A 16,824-nucleotide genomic window follows, 5' to 3' on the forward strand; every position below is an offset into this window, starting at 1 on the left:
CGAGACCGGCCGATAGACGCTGCGAGCGTTGCACTTATTGCGTTGGCTGCGGATACTGCTGTCAGGTGTGTCGGGGGTGTCAGGGGTGTCGGGGGTGTTCCGCCGAGCCCAGGACGCAGCACACGGCTGCGACTCCGCCGACACTCCAGGAAGAGGAAGAGGAACCATGACGGCGCTGCTCGACCCACCCATCCAGCCCGACGCGACCGATGTGACGACCGCGGCCGATGCCGTGAAGGGCGTCAAGAACTACCTCCGGACCCACAAGCGCAAGGACGCTGTGCGCCTGGTCGTCGAGGACGAGCACCGAGACACCCTCGTCGTCCCCCGCGCGGCGGTCGAACTCCTCGCCCGAATCCTCGCGCACATGGCCGCTGGCGAAGGCGTCTCAGTCGTCCCATCGCACGCCGAACTCACCACCCAGCAGGCCGCCGACATGCTCAACGTGAGCCGCCCCTACCTGATCGGCCTGCTCGACCGCGGAGAGATCGAGTACCGCAAGGTGGGCAGCCACCGCCGGATCAAGGCGGAGTCTCTGCTGCGGTACATGCGCGAGGACGACCGCAAGCGGCGCGCCGCCGCCGACGAACTGACCGCACTCAGCGAGGAGATGGACCTCCTCTGACGTGGCCACCTTCACCGTCGTTTACGACGCGAATGTGCTCTACCCCAGCCTCCTGCGCGACCTGCTGATCCGGGTCGCGCAGGCAGGGCTGGTCCGCGCCCGCTGGACCGACCAGATCCTCGATGAGGTCTTTCGCAACCTGACCAAGAACCGAACCGACCTGGACCCCGAGCGCCTCGCACGCACCCGCACGCTGATGAACGACGCCATCCGGGATGTCCTGGTCACCGGCTATGAGCCGCTCATTGAGACCCTCGACCTCCCCGACCCCGACGATCGGCACGTCCTGGCCGCCGCGATCAAGGTCGGCGCCCAGACCATCGTCACCAACAACCTGAAGGACTTCCCGGCCGAGCACCTCACCCCGTGGGACATCGAGGCCATCTCCGCCGACGAGTTCCTACTCTCGATGGTCGACCTAAACTCCAAGATCGTCTTCGGCGAGGTTCAGCGGATCGCCGACAGCAAGAAGCGCCCCCCGATGAGCGTCGACGAGGTGCTCACCGCGCTGAGCGACCAGGGCCTCGTCGAGACGGTGGCCGCCCTCCGATCCTGACCTCACGCCGGTGGCCGGATTCCGTCGGAGGGGCGCCCTAGCCTGCGGGAGCGTGGCAATCACGTCGCGAGGCGCGACACAGGAACCCGCCCCCAGCCCGGTGCCCGGGCCACAGTTGACGGTGCGTCAGGATGAGCCCATGCCCCTGCCCTCCGCCTCTATCGATACGGCGGAGTTGCGGAAGGCCCGCGGCGCCTTCTTCACCCCGGAGCCGCTGGCCCGGTACATCACCGACTGGGCCGTCCGGTCCACCACCGACCGCGTGCTGGAGCCCTCCTGCGGCGAAGCCGCGTTCCTGCTCGCCGCCGTCGACCGGCTCGCCGCCCTCCACAACCCAGGCGACCCGGATCCGACGCTCGGGTCGCTGGACGGGGTCGAACTGCATGAGGCATCCGCCCAGGCCGCCCGGAACATCCTCCGGAGGGCAGGCGTCGAGCCGAACATCACCACCGGGGATTTCTTCACTGTCACCCCGACCGGCACCTACGACGCCGTGATCGGCAATCCGCCCTACGTCCGCTACCAGGACTTCTCCGGGGAGTCCCGCGCCCGCTCACGCGAGGCAGCGCTGCGTGCGGGCGTCGCCCTGACCGGCCTGGCCTCCTCCTGGGCGGCGTTCACTGTCCACTCGGCGCTGTTCCTCAAGCCCGGCGGACGCATCGGCCTAGTCATCCCGGCCGAACTGCTCACCGTCAACTACGCCAGCGTGGTGCGGCGCTTCCTGATGGAGCGCTTCAGCACCGTCCGGCTCGTCATGTTCACCGAGCGGGTCTTCCCAGGTGTGCTGGAAGAGGTTGTCCTCCTCCTCGCCGACGGCTACGACCCGAACGGCAAGCACGGCACCGACCACTGCGAACTGTTCCAAGTCCAGAACGCCGCGGCGCTCAGCGAGACCGCCGTCGCCCGCCTCTGGAAGCCGGACCCCCGCGATGGCAAGTGGACCCCTAGCCTCCTGTCAACCGAGGCTCTGGCCGCCTACACGCGCCTGACCACCAGCCAGGACTTCACTGTCCTGGAGACCTGGGGCGACACCACCCTGGGCATGGTCACCGGCAACAACCGATACTTCGCTCTCTCCCCGCAGCGGGTGGCCGAACTCGGGCTCCACCGATCCGACCTCATCCCGCTGTCCCCGCCCGGCAGCCGCCACCTGCGCGGCCTCTCCTTCACCGAGAGTGCCCGCACCGAGTTAGGCAAGGCCGGATCTGCGACATGGCTGCTCCGACCCGCGGGTGAGCCGTCACCGGCGGCCTGGGAGTACATCCAGGCCGGAGAGCGGACCAACGTGCACACCGCGTACAAGTGCCGCGTGCGCAAGCCCTGGTGGCGGGTGCCCCTCGTTCCTCCGTCCGATCTGCTGCTCACCTACATGAACGCCGACACCCCGCGGCTGACCACCAACCGCGCCAAGGCGCACCACCTGAACTCGGTGCACGGCGTCTACCTGCGACCGGAACACCGGCAACTCGGCATGGACGTGCTTCCGCTGGCCTCGCTGAACTCACTCACGCTCGTCGGCGCTGAGACCGTTGGTCGCGCCTACGGCGGCGGCATGCTGAAGTTGGAACCCAAGGAGGCTGACCGCCTCCCGGTCCCCTCCCCAGCGCTCCTGGCTAGCGCCCAAGACCGGCTTGCCGCGCTCCGTCCGCAAATGGCGACCCACCTGCGCAACGGCCGCCTCGTCGACGCCGCCCATCTCGTCGATGACATGCTCCTGGTTGGCGAACTCGGCATGAGCCGCGCCGACGTGCGTGCTCTCCGGGACGCCCACGCGGAACTGACCGCGCGCCGCGTCGCCCGCGGACAAGGGAACGGTGCCCGTGGCAAGGATTGACGACCTCCTGACGCAGGCAATCAAGTCGATCGGCCCCAAGCCCGCTGACGACGCCCCCCAGGGCGAGAAGAACCCCTGGGTCGGCAGGCTGTCCAACGTCATCGCGCTAGCGCTGGCCGAGGAACTGCGCCTACGCGGCATGACCGAGGCCCGCCCGGCAGGACCCGGCGATCTCGGGCTTTCCGGTGCTGAGCGGCGCCTCTCCGGTGGCATCGGGGCGAAGCGCGTCGATGTCTCCTGGGCCACCGAGGAGTCCGGTCTGATCCTGGCCTGCTCGGTTAAGACGATCATGTTCCGGGACAAGGTGTCCCAGGCGTTCCAGAAGAACCTGATTAACCGCCGCGGCGACCTACTGATCGAGGCCGTCACGCTGCACCGCCGCTTCCCTTTCGCGGTCCTGACCGGCTTCCTCTTCATGGACGCCCAAGCCGCTCATGACGACACCCCGCGCCGGAAGAGCACGTTCCAGAACGCCTTCCCCAGGCTGCGCCTCTTCACTGGACGGCCCGACCCAACGGGGCGGGAAGAGCAGTTCGAGCGGCTCTTCCTGCTACTGGTCGACGCGAACCCGTTCCAGCCCACCGTGACCTGCTACGAGGTCAGCGATCCCGAGACCCCCGTCGACCTCGAAACAGTCTTCGACGAGATCACCGAGTTGGTCGCGGAGCGCAACTTCGACATCTACGAGTACGACCCCGACTCAGGCTCGATCCGCGGCGTCTAGGACGGTCACTTCGGCCGCTCCCTCTTGACGGGGTTGTCACGCCACTCGCGGTACGGCCCCTCCTTCGTGATCGGCCAGAACTGCTCGCCGCAGTCGCAGAAGTAGACAGTCCCGCTGTCGCCGGACCAGATCAACTTCTCGCGCCACCACGACCGGTGCCCGGTGCCCGGTGCGCCAGAGGTGCCACACGAGTTGGATCACGAGCACTCCTCCTCGTGGCTGAGCCGCTCGGGCTTGCCGTCTACGGTCACGGCACGACCGCAGGACGACTAACCCTAGCCAGCGCGGACGACCGCGACGGCGGCCCCAGACTGCCGCCGATGGACCCCGTGCTTGTCCAGCACCCGCCGAACTGCGGTCTGCGACCGATCCACCAACTCGGCGACCTCCCGCAGTGACCGCCCAGCGGCGTACTGCTCGATCACGAACCGCTCCAGTCGCGCCTGCACGTCACCGGCCGCGGCGTTCCCTGACCGGGCCGTCCCGGCGAACTCGGGCAGCGGTCGCAGCCCCGGGCGCGGTGGATACGGCATGCAGTCGTCGTCCGCGCCAGCAGCCTGCTGTCACGAGCCATTCGCCCGTCCTGGTGACGCGCGCCCCTCAGCCCGGCGGCTCACGTCTTGCAATCAGGGCCAGCATCGCTAGTCTTCACCAATCTCTCGGGGGTCTCCTTCGAGAGATCAGCGCGATCGCCCTTCCAGGCGACCGTGTTGCCGTCACCCCCGGGCGCCGTGTCGACGCCTAGGGTTCTCGGGCTTGCTCCGCAAGCACCGACGAATGCCCCCTGGTCTGCTAGCCAGGGGGCATTTCGCGATCTAGAGCCTGAAATGGCCGTTTGACGGAGGGTCATCACCCCGTCACAGAAGCCCTTTTGTGTGGTCAGGAAGTGGTCCTGACGCAACCTTGCCGACCCCTGTGTCGCGTGCCACGATGCTCGGACCTCACGACAACCGCGCGTACTTCTGCTCGGCCTTCTAGCAGGGGCCAAGTGACCCGCCCAGGGAGTGCACCGGCCGCCGGGAGGTGACGGCAACACAGGTCCGCCTGGGCATGGTCCGCGCATGTGGATGCACCCAGGTTGGCCTGCCCTACCCGACGCGACTTGCTGAGGGTAGGTCAGCACCCAACCTCAGGGATGGTCATGCACATCTACACGCTCCCGCCCGGCTATCGCCGCGCTTCTTTGATCGGCGTACTGCTGATCTTGATGCTGGTGTTTGGCTTCGCAATCGCGAAGCCGGGCATCGCGAAGGCCGACACGACGGCCGACTGCGGTTACAGCGACCAGTACATCGACAAGATCGAGACCGTCTACCACGACGACGGCTCGTTCAAGATCAAGGTCACGCCCACCAACCTGCTCCGGCGGATCGGCTGGATCGACTTCACCAGCGGCGACAACTCGACCACCATCTCGATGTGGCACGCGGTGCAATCCTGCGTCCCCGGCCTCTACTACTCGCTCGCCGACTCGATCTGGCAGCAGTTGCAGTGCCACGTGTGGGGATCGGGGTCGCCGAACAAGACGCTCAGCGACTGGGCCACGGGTCCGACGTTCGACCTGGAGTCCACGGCCCTGCCGCTGATCTATCCGGGATTCCGGTCCTACGGGGCGACCCACTGCCTCAACGAGGACGCCGTTAACACCGGCGACAACGCCCGCTACGGCGGGCCGCCGCTCCCGGATCCGGTGTTCGGCAACTACGCCTGACACCACGACTCGCTCCACAGCAGGGGCCGCACCCGGCGAGGGTGCGGCCCCTGCTGCATGTGGACCAGCGGCCGAGCCTGCGGCCGATGGACCGATTGATCCGGATCCGCTTGCTCCTCTGCTGGACCGACGAGCAGGCCCGCTTCGCGGCATCTACAGCCACCTGCTCGGCCTCCTGAGCGCGTGATGGCCCGTTCTGCTGCTGCCAGGCTTCGGCCGCTACCGCTCGTCGTAGGCCACCCGGATGCCCGCGGGGCGGTCCAAGATTCCGGCCTGCTCCCGGTCCTCGGGCCGCTCACCGATCGCAGCGACCAGTTCCACTGAAGGGCCCTGCTGCACCCAGCCAGCAGGAAGCCGCGGGGACCCAACTCGCGGTCTTCGCGGTCGTCCTCCACCGGCTGTTCCACTTCCAATCGCAGGAGATGACCCGAGCCGCGGACGATCTCCTGGCGCTACCCGGATTGACGCCAGCAGAGCGACCCCGAGCGCAGGCCTGGGTCGAATGACATGGCCAGGAGATCCGGCACCTCTGTTTCCGTGACAACTACACACGCACCCCAGAACCCCCGCCCGCTTCCGTTCCTCGGCGTCCTACTCGACCCGGCACTCACTCCCGCGGTACCGCTCACGGATCCGCAGGTCCGCCAGGCGCTTCACCTCTCCACCGCGGACCTCGGTCGGCTCGGAACCGATGTGCACGCGTGGCGGGCGCACTACCGCACCGCCTTCAAGGCGCTCGGGGTTCCGGTCGACTGGCTGACCTTCTGGACCGCGGACAGCCCCAGTCAAGAGGTCCGGGCGCTACGGCGCTTGCACCGCCTCCTGAGCCTCCTGGCGGCCGAGGCCGTCGGTCAGACCCTCACGGTCGCTGAGGCGGTGTCCCGGCTCGCCCGGGCACGTATCGAAGAGCACAGCGAGACCGCGCTCTTCCGGCCGACGGTCCGTCAGGACCGAGACGGCAACTGACCCTCATCAACGAGCAGACCCCGCCTCCCGGACATCGGGAGGCGGGGTCTCGACCGTCCAGCCACGAGGTCAGCCGGTGGTGAGCGCCGCAACTGCGGTCTCGGCCTGACCGGTCGTCAGCAGGTACTCCACCAGCCGATCCTTGGGGAGCCGCCGCAGCATCGTCGCGGCCGAGGTATCCGACTGCGGGCGAGACGACTGCCGAGCGGTGGTCCGGGTCGGCCAAGTAGCCCACTGCGGCTCCGGAGCCTCCATCAGCAGCACCAGGTCCTCGGCGCCAACCTCCTGCGCGGCAGCCCAGACCTTCTTCAGGATGCTGTCGCTCGGGCTGACATACAGCACACCCCGCATCTTGGCTGTGTCCTCGCCAGTGCCAGCGCCCGCCCGTCGGGTCCGCTCGATCGTGGCCTTGTAGGCCCGAAGGATCTCCACGTAAGAGTCGGGGTTCTTGCTGCTGGCCTTGTTCGTCTGCTCGAACTCGACCGCCAGCGCGCCAACCGGCCAGCCCTGCGAAGGCCACGGCGTGAAGTAGCGAACGTCGGCCGGGAGCAACAGCAGATCGGGGAACCGTGTCCGCGCCCCCGGATAGGCGCTGTACCCGTACACCGGCTCAGCGGCGAGGTCCTTGGCCTCCTGCTCGGTCATCCCGGTCAGGTGCTTGTACGGCGACTCCTGCTTGCGGCCCTTGTACTGGTCTCGGGTGCTCGCCGCGGCCTGGTGGTCGATGGCGAGGATCTCGCGCTCCATGACCAGCCGCACCGGCTGGGGGAAGTCCTCGGGCAGCCAGAGGTTCCCTTGCTCCCAGTCGATCGCTAGGTCCACCAGGCTCAGCGAGTGGGCAAGGGTCGCCGGGCTGGGGGCGCTGATCCACTTCGTGATGATCGCCGGGTCGGCATCGACCGCGACCGCGTGCCCCTTCCGCGTGCACTGCCAGATCGGCAGCCGCGTCTCCAGCGGGAGCGCCTGCGTGCGCTCCAGCCAGCCCAGTCGCTGGAGGCGCACCAACAGCCGGGACAGCGCCTGCGGGCTCGGGGTCTCCCCCTCCTTCCAGGGCACCCGACGCATCAACTGCGGGGAGGTAGCGAACCGCGCCCGTGCCAGCCAGCACAGGATCTCGAAGTCACGGGCCTGGGGGACCACCCCAGGAGCGGTGCTTCCCTTCCGTCGCGGTCGAGCACTCCGCGGGATAGCCAGGCGCTCCCTTCCCTCCCCGTCGAGCAGTTGGTGGCTGCGAGGGATGGAAGGAGCCGGGCGCGACGTGGCCTCGTCTACCTCCTCCCCTCCCGCGGCGGGTTCTGGCTGCGGGAGGGGAGGCGCGGGGTACCAGTCGAAGTCGTCGGGGATGGCGAACGGGGACTCTGCGGGGTTGATGGTCATCAGGGGGCTCCCTGGGTCGTCAGGTGGCTTGGTTCCCTGATGGCTTCGACGTGCTGACCAGCGACTCTGAACCTCATGACGGCCCTTGTTTGACCGTTGATCTGTCCTTGGTGCTCGACAACGGGCACCGCACCCCAAGGACTCTGATCGTTATGCAGGTCAGTGCATGAATCCGTACATATGGGCATGAGGCCCTCCAAGCGGCACCTACCCGGGACGTAGGGCGGGTGGGCGCTGCGCTGGCTGTCTGGTCGTGCGGTCCCCACAAGGAGCGCTCATCTCCGGCGGTCGCCTGACGGTGGCTGGGGCGGCCAGAGCGCCCTCCCTGGCGGTCCTGTCTCGCTTCGCTCGCCTCGGCTGCCCGGGGAAGGTGGCGCGGCCTTGTTGTGTCCCCTGCGTGAGAGGGACCGGTTTCCCGGTCAGCCGGGACACCCCGCCGGGGAGGGGCCGCCGCGCGCGGGCTCGTCCCTCCCCGATTCGCTCGGGGTGTGCGGGGTCCCCGGTGCGTCCCGCTCCCCGCCCTCTTCGAGTAGCGGCGAGGAGGGAAGGGCTCGCCCTTCCCCCGGTGCTCCCTTCCCCAGTCTGCGCGGTGAATGGCTGCGGGGAGGAAGGGCCGGGACGCCGATCCCCCGGGGTACCCCTGTGCACTCGTGACCCAGGTCGGCCACGAGGTGGCTGCTCGCCGACGGCCGCGGCGGTGCACTGCACCCCTGCGCTGCGCTGCGGGGCTCTTGTCCCTCGCTGCGCTCGGGGCTCTGACGGACGCAACCCGCTGCGCGGATCGCGCCTGTTCTCTGCTTATCCCCGCCCGGGCGCGAAGCGCCAAAAAGCCGCACCCGACGTGCGCGACGCTCGTTGCGTTGCGCGGCCAGCCGGACCGCACTTGGTACCGACCCACTCCGGTCCCTGGCACCGGGGCAGCCTCCGTAGCCGGTCCTCTGTCTACAGATGTGGACACCAGCCGAGGCCCCACCTGTCCGGATGAAGGGCAAGCAGCCCAGTGGATGCGCAGCAGCCGTTGCCGGTCGGTGTGCACCCACAGCGAGACGGTTTGCCGCAATGCCGCACTCCCGCACAGCCGCACTTCAGCGGGGCCGAGGCCCGAAGGGGGCGCTCCGGGCCCCTGCCGCAGACAGGAGGGCTCCGGGCAGCCGTAGGTGCCCGGACAGAGCCGTAGGCCCGCCTCCCGCCCCCAGGGTGGCGAGTCCACCCGGGCCGCCGACGGCGCCCGCTCTGCGGGCGGCGGGGCGGTGGCGCCACCACGAGCGCCCAGGCGCGGCAGCGCCGACGGCGACCCCCGAAGCGCAGCGGAGGGGTCGGTCGCCCGAGCGACCGTGGGAGCCGAGGACCTCCTCGGAAGCGGGCACAGGCGGCTTGGGGAGGGCAGTCCAGCGTGTCGGCTTGCGCTCACGAGTGCCAGCAGAACGAACACAGTCTGTGTTCAGAAAGCGAGGGCCCGGGTCGACACCTCCCTCGACGACATCGAGCAGCGCATGAAGAGGACGAACCCATGCCGAAGACCCGCAAGCGGGCAGAGCCCCAGTCCCCGCCGATCCTCACGTTCGCCAACGAGGAGCAGACCAAGGCTGCCGACGAAATCGTCCGGCTCCTGGGCGAGGTCATAAAGACTTCGCACCACGCGATGCCGGGCGCCCACGCCAAGATGGCGCAGTTCGTCTCCAGCCTCATTAACCCGCACGACAGCACGCTGACCTTCAAGGACCACACCGGCCGGACCCGCTCGGTGACCACATTCTCCAGCAAGGTGGCCGCGGAGCGTCTGGCCGCCTTCACCGACCTGCGGGCTGAGGGCCTCATCCACGAGGAGATCGGCGATCTTGTGGGCCTGTCTAGGTCCGGGGTCGTGGCCTTCTGGGAGCGAGTCGCGGGGCGACGTGCTCGACAGAAGCGGATCACGCTGAAGGACGCCGCCCGCCTGGAGGCGGCTAAGGCCGCCGACCGTGCCGTAGCGCCGTCCGTACCGGAATCGGCGGCCGAGGAGCCCGGCACACCCGCGTGAGGATTTCCGGGCTCTCCAGAAACCCGGATTGCAGTTCTCCACAGCACACGCCTCAGGGGGTTTCCGGAACTTCCGGAAATCCCTGGCCGCGCGGCCACGCTCGCTTCCGGACCAGGCCGACGTTTCCGCTTCGAGTTCCCGGCGCTCCGCGAGAGGCGTAGCCGGGACCGACGAAAGCCGCGGTCCCGGAGGTCAGCCCGGTCGACCGGAAGCACTCTTGGTCGGCTCGATGGTCATCGACGAAGTTCCTGGCACGTTCGGGTCTGGCGGATGGGCCAGTCTGCCCGAGGCGGCTAACCGTCCAACGGCTCGCGAGCAGAACCGTCCAAACGAGCGGCAGACTGCGCGGGCCGCCCGTCGACTCGGCCAGAATCGCGCCTGCTAAGGGCATCAGTTCGGGTCTGCGCGAGTCGACGTATTACGTGTGACTACTGAACTCGGCTTCCGCCGCCGCCCTGCCCACGCTGTCGCGATTCGCTCGCGCACGTTCCTGTTCCGCTGCACCCCCAGTGAGGCCGCGCTCATCGAGCGAGCCGCCTCCGACCTCGGGGGCAGCCTTTCCGACCTGATCCGCGACGCCGCGCTCTCGCGCGCCCGTGAACAGGTCCCCACGGCCTGAACGCCAGCGGCCGGACCGGTCCACGCCAAGAAATCCGATCCGGCCGCTCACCCCAACCCTCACTAGAGAAGAGGCGCACAAAATGTTTCCACCCACCTCAGCCATCGGCAGTGAGGCGATCGCCATTGAGGAAGCGGCTACCGCACGGGCCGCAATCCTGACCTCTCGCCGGGCAGGACACCGCGTGCTCTGGATCCCCAAGGTGCTCGCCACCGGCCGAGGACCCGCGGGGGACTCCCCGCGGCTGACCGGACACCAGATTCTCGTCTATCTGCATCGACTCGACCGGGCCGACAACGCGACCGGCCGGGTGACCGCCGAGACGACAACGACCGACGAGGCGCGGACGGGACTCAAGGCGAGGACCCTTCGCGTGGCTGATGATCGGCTGGTCGAGACAGGGCTGCTGACCGTAGTTCGAGAAAGGACCAACGGGCGCCCTGCCATCTATACAGTGCTTCGCGGCACCGGGGCTTCGCGGATCGACCTGCCCGTCGCGGTCGTCTGGCCCACCGACGCGCCCGACTGTTCGCCGCGGTGGGGACACGCCGACGCCGGGAAGGCCCTACGAGCGCTGCTGGCGCTGCTGGCCCGGATGGACCACGAGACCGGGCGGCTGGTCGGCCCCAACGGAACGCCCTGGTTGGCTGAGCAGATTCACAATCCCGCTGGTCTATCCAAAAGCGACTTCTGGGCTGGCATGTCCGCTCTCGGCGTTCCAGGAACCCCGGCCGGAGTCCTCCGAGGGGAGGCGCCCGTGCGGAGCATCGGCTGGCTGACCGTGGCTCCGCAGACGAAGAGGCGGCGGATCGGCGAGCAGTGGGTCCAGCAGCCGTCCCTCGTCACGATCAACTGGTCTCGGCTGCCGGTCCAGCAGCAGGTGCGCGCCTCGCTGCGCGTCGTCCCCGTCCCCGACTGGGAAACCGCCGGAATCGCGGACACGGAAGCGGGCACAGCCCAAATCGCGGACACGGGAACCGACCAAATCGCGGACACGGACAACAGCCCAAATCGCGGACACGGAGAAGCGCTCAAATCGCGGACACAGTTCTCAACTACGTCCCAAATGCTTCCTGACTCACATGCTCCCTCCCTCCCCGCGCAGGGGCAGCCGACGACAGGCACCACCCAGCCCCCTACGACGACGGCGGGAGGGAGGGAACATCGTCTCGAAGAGATTCATGATCCAAGCGCTTGGGCGGTCACCGCGGGTCAAGAAGAGATCGATCAGCGGCTGAGGGCGGAGATCAGCACGGCCGGAGGTCGTGACGCCCTCGCAGACGCGTGGTGGGCCGCCTGCGTGCTAGCGAATCTGCGCTTCGCTTCAACGGGCTACGCCTGGCGCATCCCCCGCGACGACGCCGCCCGCCTGGGGCGCCAACTACTCAAGCACCGCCCGGGCTGGAGCGCTCTCGACCTCGCCGCGGCCCTGAGCGCCGACCCGACCCTAGGCATCGACAACTGGACCGCCGTGCTCGTGCACCGCATCGGGAACCTTCCTGAGACTCCGACGGGCCGCGACACCATGCCGCAGGACGTACCGTGGCTCGCCGCGTCCCCCGCCGCCGATCCGCGCGACGGCGCCCCGCAGTGGATCTGCGACTGCTACGCCGCACGGGAGGCCATGAGCGCAGAGGAGTGGCACTTCAACCCCTTTGCGGCGAGCCATCCGGAGGATCGGGACGACCGGTCAGGCTGGTCCCGGCCGCACCCCAGCCTCCAGTACAACAACCTGTCCTGGGACGAGGACCTCGCCTACCGCATCCGCGAGCACCTCGCCGCTCATCCCGAGGACCAGGCCGACTACGAAGCCTGGCGCGCCCGCCGGACGCCGAAGGCTCCGCCAACTAGCGGGCGTCGCGGCCCCGTCCGTGCGGTCGACGTGCGGGTCCGCCAAGAAGACCTCACGGAGGAGTTTTGACCGCGGCCGGAGGCACCACCGGCATGGCCCGTCGGACACTAGGGCGCGTCCCAGCCCTCATGGCTGCCCGGTCCGATCCATCCCGCTGACGCACCTCCACACGCCCCAGCAGCCTCAGACAGCGAAGGGACGCATACCGCTTTGTGGGGCGCCTCCCGCGCAAAGGGAACGGTCAGACGTGGGCGCGCTCCTCCATGTCATCCAGGACCAGGACCTCCGTTGGCTCGGTGAGGTCCTGGAAAGCCGGAACCATGACGGCCGCGTGCGGGCTGGAGTCCAGTTGGGCGGTGAGGAGTTCCAGGTGTTGGTCGCCGAGACTGATCTCACCCACGAACCTGTGGAGGTCCTCGACGCCGAGGTCACCGCGAGGATCCAGGAGCCGGTGCTGGTAGCCGCACGCGCACCCGAGAGCCACCGCGTCGAAGTGGTCTTGCCAGCACGCAACCTCGGTCCAGATCGCGCCCCCACGGGAGCGGCGAAGCGGGATCAGCACCATGAAATGGCTCATCGCTGCACCTTCGTGGGTTCGGGGAGTTGGGTCGGGTCGTACGACCACGGGGTCACGACGACAAGGTGCATGCTCGCCGCGGTGTACCACTGCTCGATGATCAGGAACGCGTCTCGATAGATCGGCTCGCTCAGGTCGTAGGTGAGCCGGAAGTCCGCTTCGATCTGCTCCCACTGCGTCCAGCAGGTCTCGCAAGCGCTTCCGGGCTTGCACGGGAGATGGCCGCCGGGCTTCCGCTGGGTCACGCCGACCCAGGCGTAGGCGTGGATGCGGGCCAGGGTGTCTTGGTCCAAGGGTGCGGTGTCCCCCACAGAACTGCGTCGCTTCCGGCGCCCGCGAATGGCGCCTGTTGATCATGTTCGGTGACTGGTCTGACAGTCCGGGGACCCGTGTTCCTGAGGCACCGTGTCTGCGGGGCTCCGCGACCGGGGTTCGGTCAGCAGCCAAGGCATGGCCTTTATCGGCCCTGCCGCGACCTCGTTGCCTTCTCGGACATCCGTGGCCGCCTGCACCAACCGAAGAGGCGCCTGCACCAACCGGAGGGCACCACGCACCAACCGGAAAGCATCTGCCGCGTGCCAGCCGCGCATCCTGGCGTCAGTCTCCGAGGAGGCTGCCACTAACTGAGAGTAGCGACATAAGGGCGACCTTGTGGCTATCGGCGCCTGTGAAAGCCGGTCATCCCCGCGCAGCGCTAACTCTGCGCATCTGCTGTCACTCCATCGGATGCATTCTCGGCGAGTACCACAGATCCCCTAGCGAGTCGACCAAATCGGGTGCGCGTCGGCCGATTACAGGGCGGCACTGCCCGGAGGAGCCGGGCAGGCCGACCGCTAGGAGAGCAAGGACATGCACGGGACGAACCACGTGGAGCCGGGGGACCTCGGCGACGGCCGCCGCCTGATCGATGTCGCCGAGGCTGCGCTGCGCCTCGGTGTGTGCGAGCGCCACCTACGGAGCGAGATCGCCTTGGGCCGCATGCCGCACCGGCGCCTCGGAGGCCAGGACGGCGCCCGGGGACGCGTCAAGATCCTCTACCCCGACGACCTCGACGCCTACCTCCAGGCCAGCCTCAGCGGTCCGGAAGCCGCCTAATCCGACTATCAACCCACGAGCATTCTGGACGGTAGCGTTCCCCATGACCCGGCCGAAGAAGACGCCCGCCACCCCGCAGCGCAAGAAGCGCACGGGCAGTATCACTCAACTGCCCTCGGGCAAGTGGCGGCCACGCCTGACGGTGAAGGGCCAGCAAGTGGCCTTCCGTCCATCCCTGTACGAGACGGACGTCGAAGCACTCGACGCGATCGACCGCTACCTCGCCGAGACCGACGAATCTCGGGACAAGCGCGCTCAGGGCGAGCGGTTGCTCGGCGCGGAGGTCACTCGGTACATCGCCGAGCGGGTCCGCTACGACGACCTGTCCGAGACAAGCGAATCGGATCTCCGCGACCTCGCCAAGAACGTGATCTGCGCTCCAGAGGTCGGCATCGGCCACCTCCGCCTTGTTGATCTAGCAGCGGACCGACGGTTGGCCAAGACATGGATGAGCAAACTTAAGGAAGTGCCCGAGCGCCCCTCTTCAGGTCGGGAAGGCATGCCGAGGCAGGGGGCGAGCCGTCGCCTTAAGGCTCTCCGGCTGGCAAAGGCCGCCACCCGGGAGGCGCTCGAAGAGAAGTGGATCGACAAGGACCCATTCAAGGATGTCCGCGCCGTGAAGAAGGGGAGGACCGCATCAAGCGTGAGGAAGGCGAAGTTCTTCTTTACCCCTCCTGAGATCGTCGCATTGTGCGTCGCCGCACCTAGCGAGATGGACCGGCTCATGCTGGAGGTGCACCTTTGGGCGGGCCTTCGGCCCGGGGAAGTTCGGGCGATGGACGGAATCACGGTCCTGACCGACGAACCGAAACTGAGGGTGGAGTACACCCTCAACGAGAAGGGCGCGGGTGGCGCGAAGCAGGGGCCGGTGAAGAACCGAAAGAGCCGCTTTGTGACGATCCCCAAGCCTCTGTGGCGCCGCCTCCTCGCCTGGTCAGAAGCCCAGGGACGCCTCCCCGGCCAGCCCCTCTTTCCGTCCGCCACCGGCGGCTGGTGGCTCTACGGGGTCTGGTCCCGGTACTCCTGGCAGCCCACCCTGGCGGCTGCCGCCAGGGTGTGGCCCACCCTCAACGGCGATCCGGCGACGCACGTCAAGGGGCGTCAAGTCCGGCCGACGCCGTACGCGACCCGCGCAACATACGTCAGCATGCTTCAGGCGGCCGGTGTCCCTCAGCGCCTGGTCCAAGCACAGGTCGGACACGAGAGCGGCAGCATGGTGACCGACATCTACTCCATGGCGGAGGAAGACGGCGTCGTCGAATGGCGCGAGGCGCGCAAGGTGCGCGCCAAAGGGTGGGGCCTTCAGAAGACGCTTACCGCCCTGTACAACGCCGTCTGGGAAAACTACGGCCCGGAGTGCGGTCGAGACGGCTTGGCGGGCACTGCTGTCCGGACGGGCATCGCGGACAGGGGTCCCGGCGCGGAGGACCGTGAGGACGAAGCCGCCTGACCGAACGCATCGATGCGGACGCGCGTCGGCCATCCCCGCTGTCCGCGGGACGGCGTTCCCGTGGCCGCTGCCTCGGGAGGCGCAGCGGGCCGGGTCGCTACTGGCGCGCGTCGAGCCGTCGATGTATGAGCGACAGCGTGCCCAGCACATCCAAGGCATCCTGCTCGGTCAACTGCCAGTGAATACGTGGTTCATGAGCCACGGGGTTTCGGAAGGCGCTGAACAAGCCCTTCGCGAGGTTGGCCACGCCCAGTTGTTCGTCCCGCTCTGTCCGGGTCTTCCCGTCGTTGATCCTGAGCGGTGCCTGAGCACCCGCCATTGTCTGCTCGATCAGGTTGTAGCCGTCAGCGTCCACCCCGGTCAGGCCGCGAATCCGGGCTCCGAGGCCCTTGATCGCTTCGAAGACGGCTTCGTAGTAGTCGGTGCGTAGCAGTTCCGGACGGCAGTAGGCGACGACCTCGTTGTGAGCGCCTCGCTGCTCCAGCACCCGCCGTAGCCGCGTGGTCCGGTCAAGGGCCTCGGAGTCTGTAGTCGCAAGCGGCGCTCTGCCGACCCGGCCATCCTCGCGAACCTTCAACCCCACGAGGGAGAGGGCCTGGTTCAGTTCGTCGCGGGCTGCATCGGCTTCGCGCTTGCGGCTGAGTGTCCGGCTCGGGGCCATGGCGACGGTGATCAACCGGACGAGTGCGTTGCCGTTCCGGGTCTTCGCCTGGTTGCTGCCGACCGCGTGCGCAAGGCGTCGCCACTTCGTGATCCCCAGTCCGGGATCGTCACGCAGGGGGACCTCGGCCATCAGCGTGGTGAGTTCGGTGCCCGTATACAGACCGCCGACGGCCTGGCAGACGGCCTCGATGGTTCCTGCCGGGTGTAGCGGGATGTGCGTGCTCACCGTCAACAGACCTTAGTCGTCTCACTTGATGCCGCTGTTGCCTCCGTAACCGCATCCCGTGGGGCAGATCGGCGCGTTCCATGCGTCGCGCGAGCCCGCTACACCGGTGTCCGGGTGAGACGGGCTTGCAGGTCAGACGAAGGCGCCGAGTTGACTTGAAGCAAGCAGTCCCGGCCCGAGGGGACCTGACGGGTTCTCACTAACGGGTGGAAGCGCCCGCAGCGCGCGGCGAACCTCTGCGGACATGCGGTCGAGTTGCCAACGGATGTCCGCTTCGACGGCCTCCGGCCGGTCCGGGTCCGCCATGGCGCATAAGCGGCGGCACCCAAAGCGTGCGCGCCTATGTGGCAGACGGCGACGGCCTGTCCAGCGGCTCGTGCAGCCGCAGATGCGGCACCACCCTGCACATCCCCCGCACCGACGCCACCAGAGAAGCGACGCCGGATCTCCTTGGCAGTGTTTAGGTCTCCCCTGGCGAACGCGCGAGCCCGCGCGATGACGCGCCACGTAGACGGCTACAACAGCCTCT

General features: G+C 68.3%; 17 protein-coding genes. 11 read left to right on the forward strand and 6 right to left on the reverse strand.

Annotation, left to right across the window (positions count from 1 at the left end; translation table 11 throughout):
- Nucleotides 1-166 precede the first annotated feature (166 nt).
- The 4 genes from ACI79E_RS00875 to ACI79E_RS00890 all read left to right on the forward strand — a co-directional run bounded on the left by ACI79E_RS00875 (nt 167) and on the right by ACI79E_RS00890 (nt 3,739).
- A complete protein-coding gene (locus ACI79E_RS00875) occupies nt 167-625 on the forward strand; it encodes an excisionase family DNA-binding protein (protein ID WP_456930655.1) in 459 nt (152 codons plus the stop codon).
- Between the two features lies 1 nt (nt 626).
- Complete coding sequence (locus ACI79E_RS00880) at nt 627-1,181, forward strand: PIN domain-containing protein (protein WP_456930656.1); 555 nt, start codon at nt 627-629, stop codon at nt 1,179-1,181.
- A 139-nt stretch (nt 1,182-1,320) separates the two neighbouring features.
- The gene (locus ACI79E_RS00885; protein ID WP_456930657.1) at nt 1,321-3,015 is read left to right on the forward strand and encodes an HsdM family class I SAM-dependent methyltransferase; all 1,695 of its coding nucleotides are present in this window, start codon (nt 1,321-1,323) and stop codon (nt 3,013-3,015) included.
- Nucleotides 3,002-3,739 (forward strand): hypothetical protein, encoded by a 738-nt coding sequence (locus tag ACI79E_RS00890; RefSeq protein WP_456930658.1) that lies wholly within the window; start codon nt 3,002-3,004, stop codon nt 3,737-3,739. Before ACI79E_RS00885 ends, ACI79E_RS00890 begins: the two co-directional genes overlap by 14 nt.
- A 275-nt stretch (nt 3,740-4,014) precedes the next feature.
- Here the strand turns inward: ACI79E_RS00890 and ACI79E_RS00895 are convergent, their stop codons facing one another.
- Entirely contained in the window at nt 4,015-4,272 is a 258-nt protein-coding gene (locus tag ACI79E_RS00895; RefSeq protein WP_456930659.1) for a helix-turn-helix domain-containing protein, read from the reverse strand.
- Nucleotides 4,273-4,952: 680 nt separating this feature from the next.
- Here ACI79E_RS00895 and ACI79E_RS00900 point away from each other — a divergent pair.
- Together ACI79E_RS00900 and ACI79E_RS00905 are read left to right on the forward strand one after the other, a co-directional pair.
- Nucleotides 4,953-5,450, forward strand: coding sequence for a hypothetical protein (locus ACI79E_RS00900; RefSeq protein ID WP_456930660.1), 498 nt, complete (start codon nt 4,953-4,955; stop codon nt 5,448-5,450).
- A gap of 537 nt (nt 5,451-5,987) precedes the next feature.
- Nucleotides 5,988-6,416, forward strand: coding sequence for a hypothetical protein (locus ACI79E_RS00905; RefSeq protein ID WP_456930661.1), 429 nt, complete (start codon nt 5,988-5,990; stop codon nt 6,414-6,416).
- Between the two features lie 69 nt (nt 6,417-6,485).
- Here ACI79E_RS00905 and ACI79E_RS00910 read toward each other — a convergent pair whose 3' ends face one another.
- Nucleotides 6,486-7,556 (reverse strand): hypothetical protein, encoded by a 1,071-nt coding sequence (locus tag ACI79E_RS00910; protein WP_456930662.1) that lies wholly within the window; start codon nt 7,554-7,556, stop codon nt 6,486-6,488.
- A 1,747-nt stretch (nt 7,557-9,303) separates the two neighbouring features.
- Between ACI79E_RS00910 and ACI79E_RS00915 the strand changes: the two genes are divergently transcribed.
- The 3 genes from ACI79E_RS00915 to ACI79E_RS00925 all read left to right on the forward strand — a co-directional run bounded on the left by ACI79E_RS00915 (nt 9,304) and on the right by ACI79E_RS00925 (nt 12,353).
- Nucleotides 9,304-9,813, forward strand: a complete 510-nt coding sequence (locus ACI79E_RS00915; protein ID WP_456930663.1) for a hypothetical protein — start codon at nt 9,304-9,306, stop codon at nt 9,811-9,813.
- Between the two features lie 424 nt (nt 9,814-10,237).
- A complete protein-coding gene (locus ACI79E_RS00920) occupies nt 10,238-10,432 on the forward strand; it encodes a plasmid mobilization protein (protein ID WP_456930664.1) in 195 nt (64 codons plus the stop codon).
- Nucleotides 10,433-10,514: 82 nt separating this feature from the next.
- The gene (locus tag ACI79E_RS00925) at nt 10,515-12,353 is read left to right on the forward strand and encodes a hypothetical protein (protein ID WP_456930665.1); all 1,839 of its coding nucleotides are present in this window, start codon (nt 10,515-10,517) and stop codon (nt 12,351-12,353) included.
- A gap of 172 nt (nt 12,354-12,525) precedes the next feature.
- Here ACI79E_RS00925 and ACI79E_RS00930 read toward each other — a convergent pair whose 3' ends face one another.
- Complete coding sequence (locus ACI79E_RS00930) at nt 12,526-12,861, reverse strand: hypothetical protein (protein ID WP_456930666.1); 336 nt, start codon at nt 12,859-12,861, stop codon at nt 12,526-12,528.
- Nucleotides 12,858-13,154, reverse strand: coding sequence for a hypothetical protein (locus tag ACI79E_RS00935; protein WP_456930667.1), 297 nt, complete (start codon nt 13,152-13,154; stop codon nt 12,858-12,860). Before ACI79E_RS00935 ends, ACI79E_RS00930 begins: the two co-directional genes overlap by 4 nt.
- A 556-nt stretch (nt 13,155-13,710) precedes the next feature.
- Between ACI79E_RS00935 and ACI79E_RS00940 the strand changes: the two genes are divergently transcribed.
- Entirely contained in the window at nt 13,711-13,956 is a 246-nt protein-coding gene (locus ACI79E_RS00940) for a helix-turn-helix domain-containing protein (protein WP_456930668.1), read from the forward strand.
- 43 nt (nt 13,957-13,999) lie between these two features.
- Complete coding sequence (locus ACI79E_RS00945; protein WP_456930669.1) at nt 14,000-15,406, forward strand: tyrosine-type recombinase/integrase; 1,407 nt, start codon at nt 14,000-14,002, stop codon at nt 15,404-15,406.
- Between the two features lie 97 nt (nt 15,407-15,503).
- Here the strand turns inward: ACI79E_RS00945 and ACI79E_RS00950 are convergent, their stop codons facing one another.
- Together ACI79E_RS00950 and ACI79E_RS00955 are read right to left on the reverse strand one after the other, a co-directional pair.
- A complete protein-coding gene (locus ACI79E_RS00950; protein WP_456930670.1) occupies nt 15,504-16,295 on the reverse strand; it encodes a TIGR02391 family protein in 792 nt (263 codons plus the stop codon).
- A 98-nt stretch (nt 16,296-16,393) separates the two neighbouring features.
- Nucleotides 16,394-16,792, reverse strand: coding sequence for a putative immunity protein (locus ACI79E_RS00955; RefSeq protein ID WP_456930893.1), 399 nt, complete (start codon nt 16,790-16,792; stop codon nt 16,394-16,396).
- Between the last annotated feature and the right edge of the window lie 32 nt (nt 16,793-16,824).

Source organism: Geodermatophilus sp. SYSU D00079 (assembly GCF_054050635.1).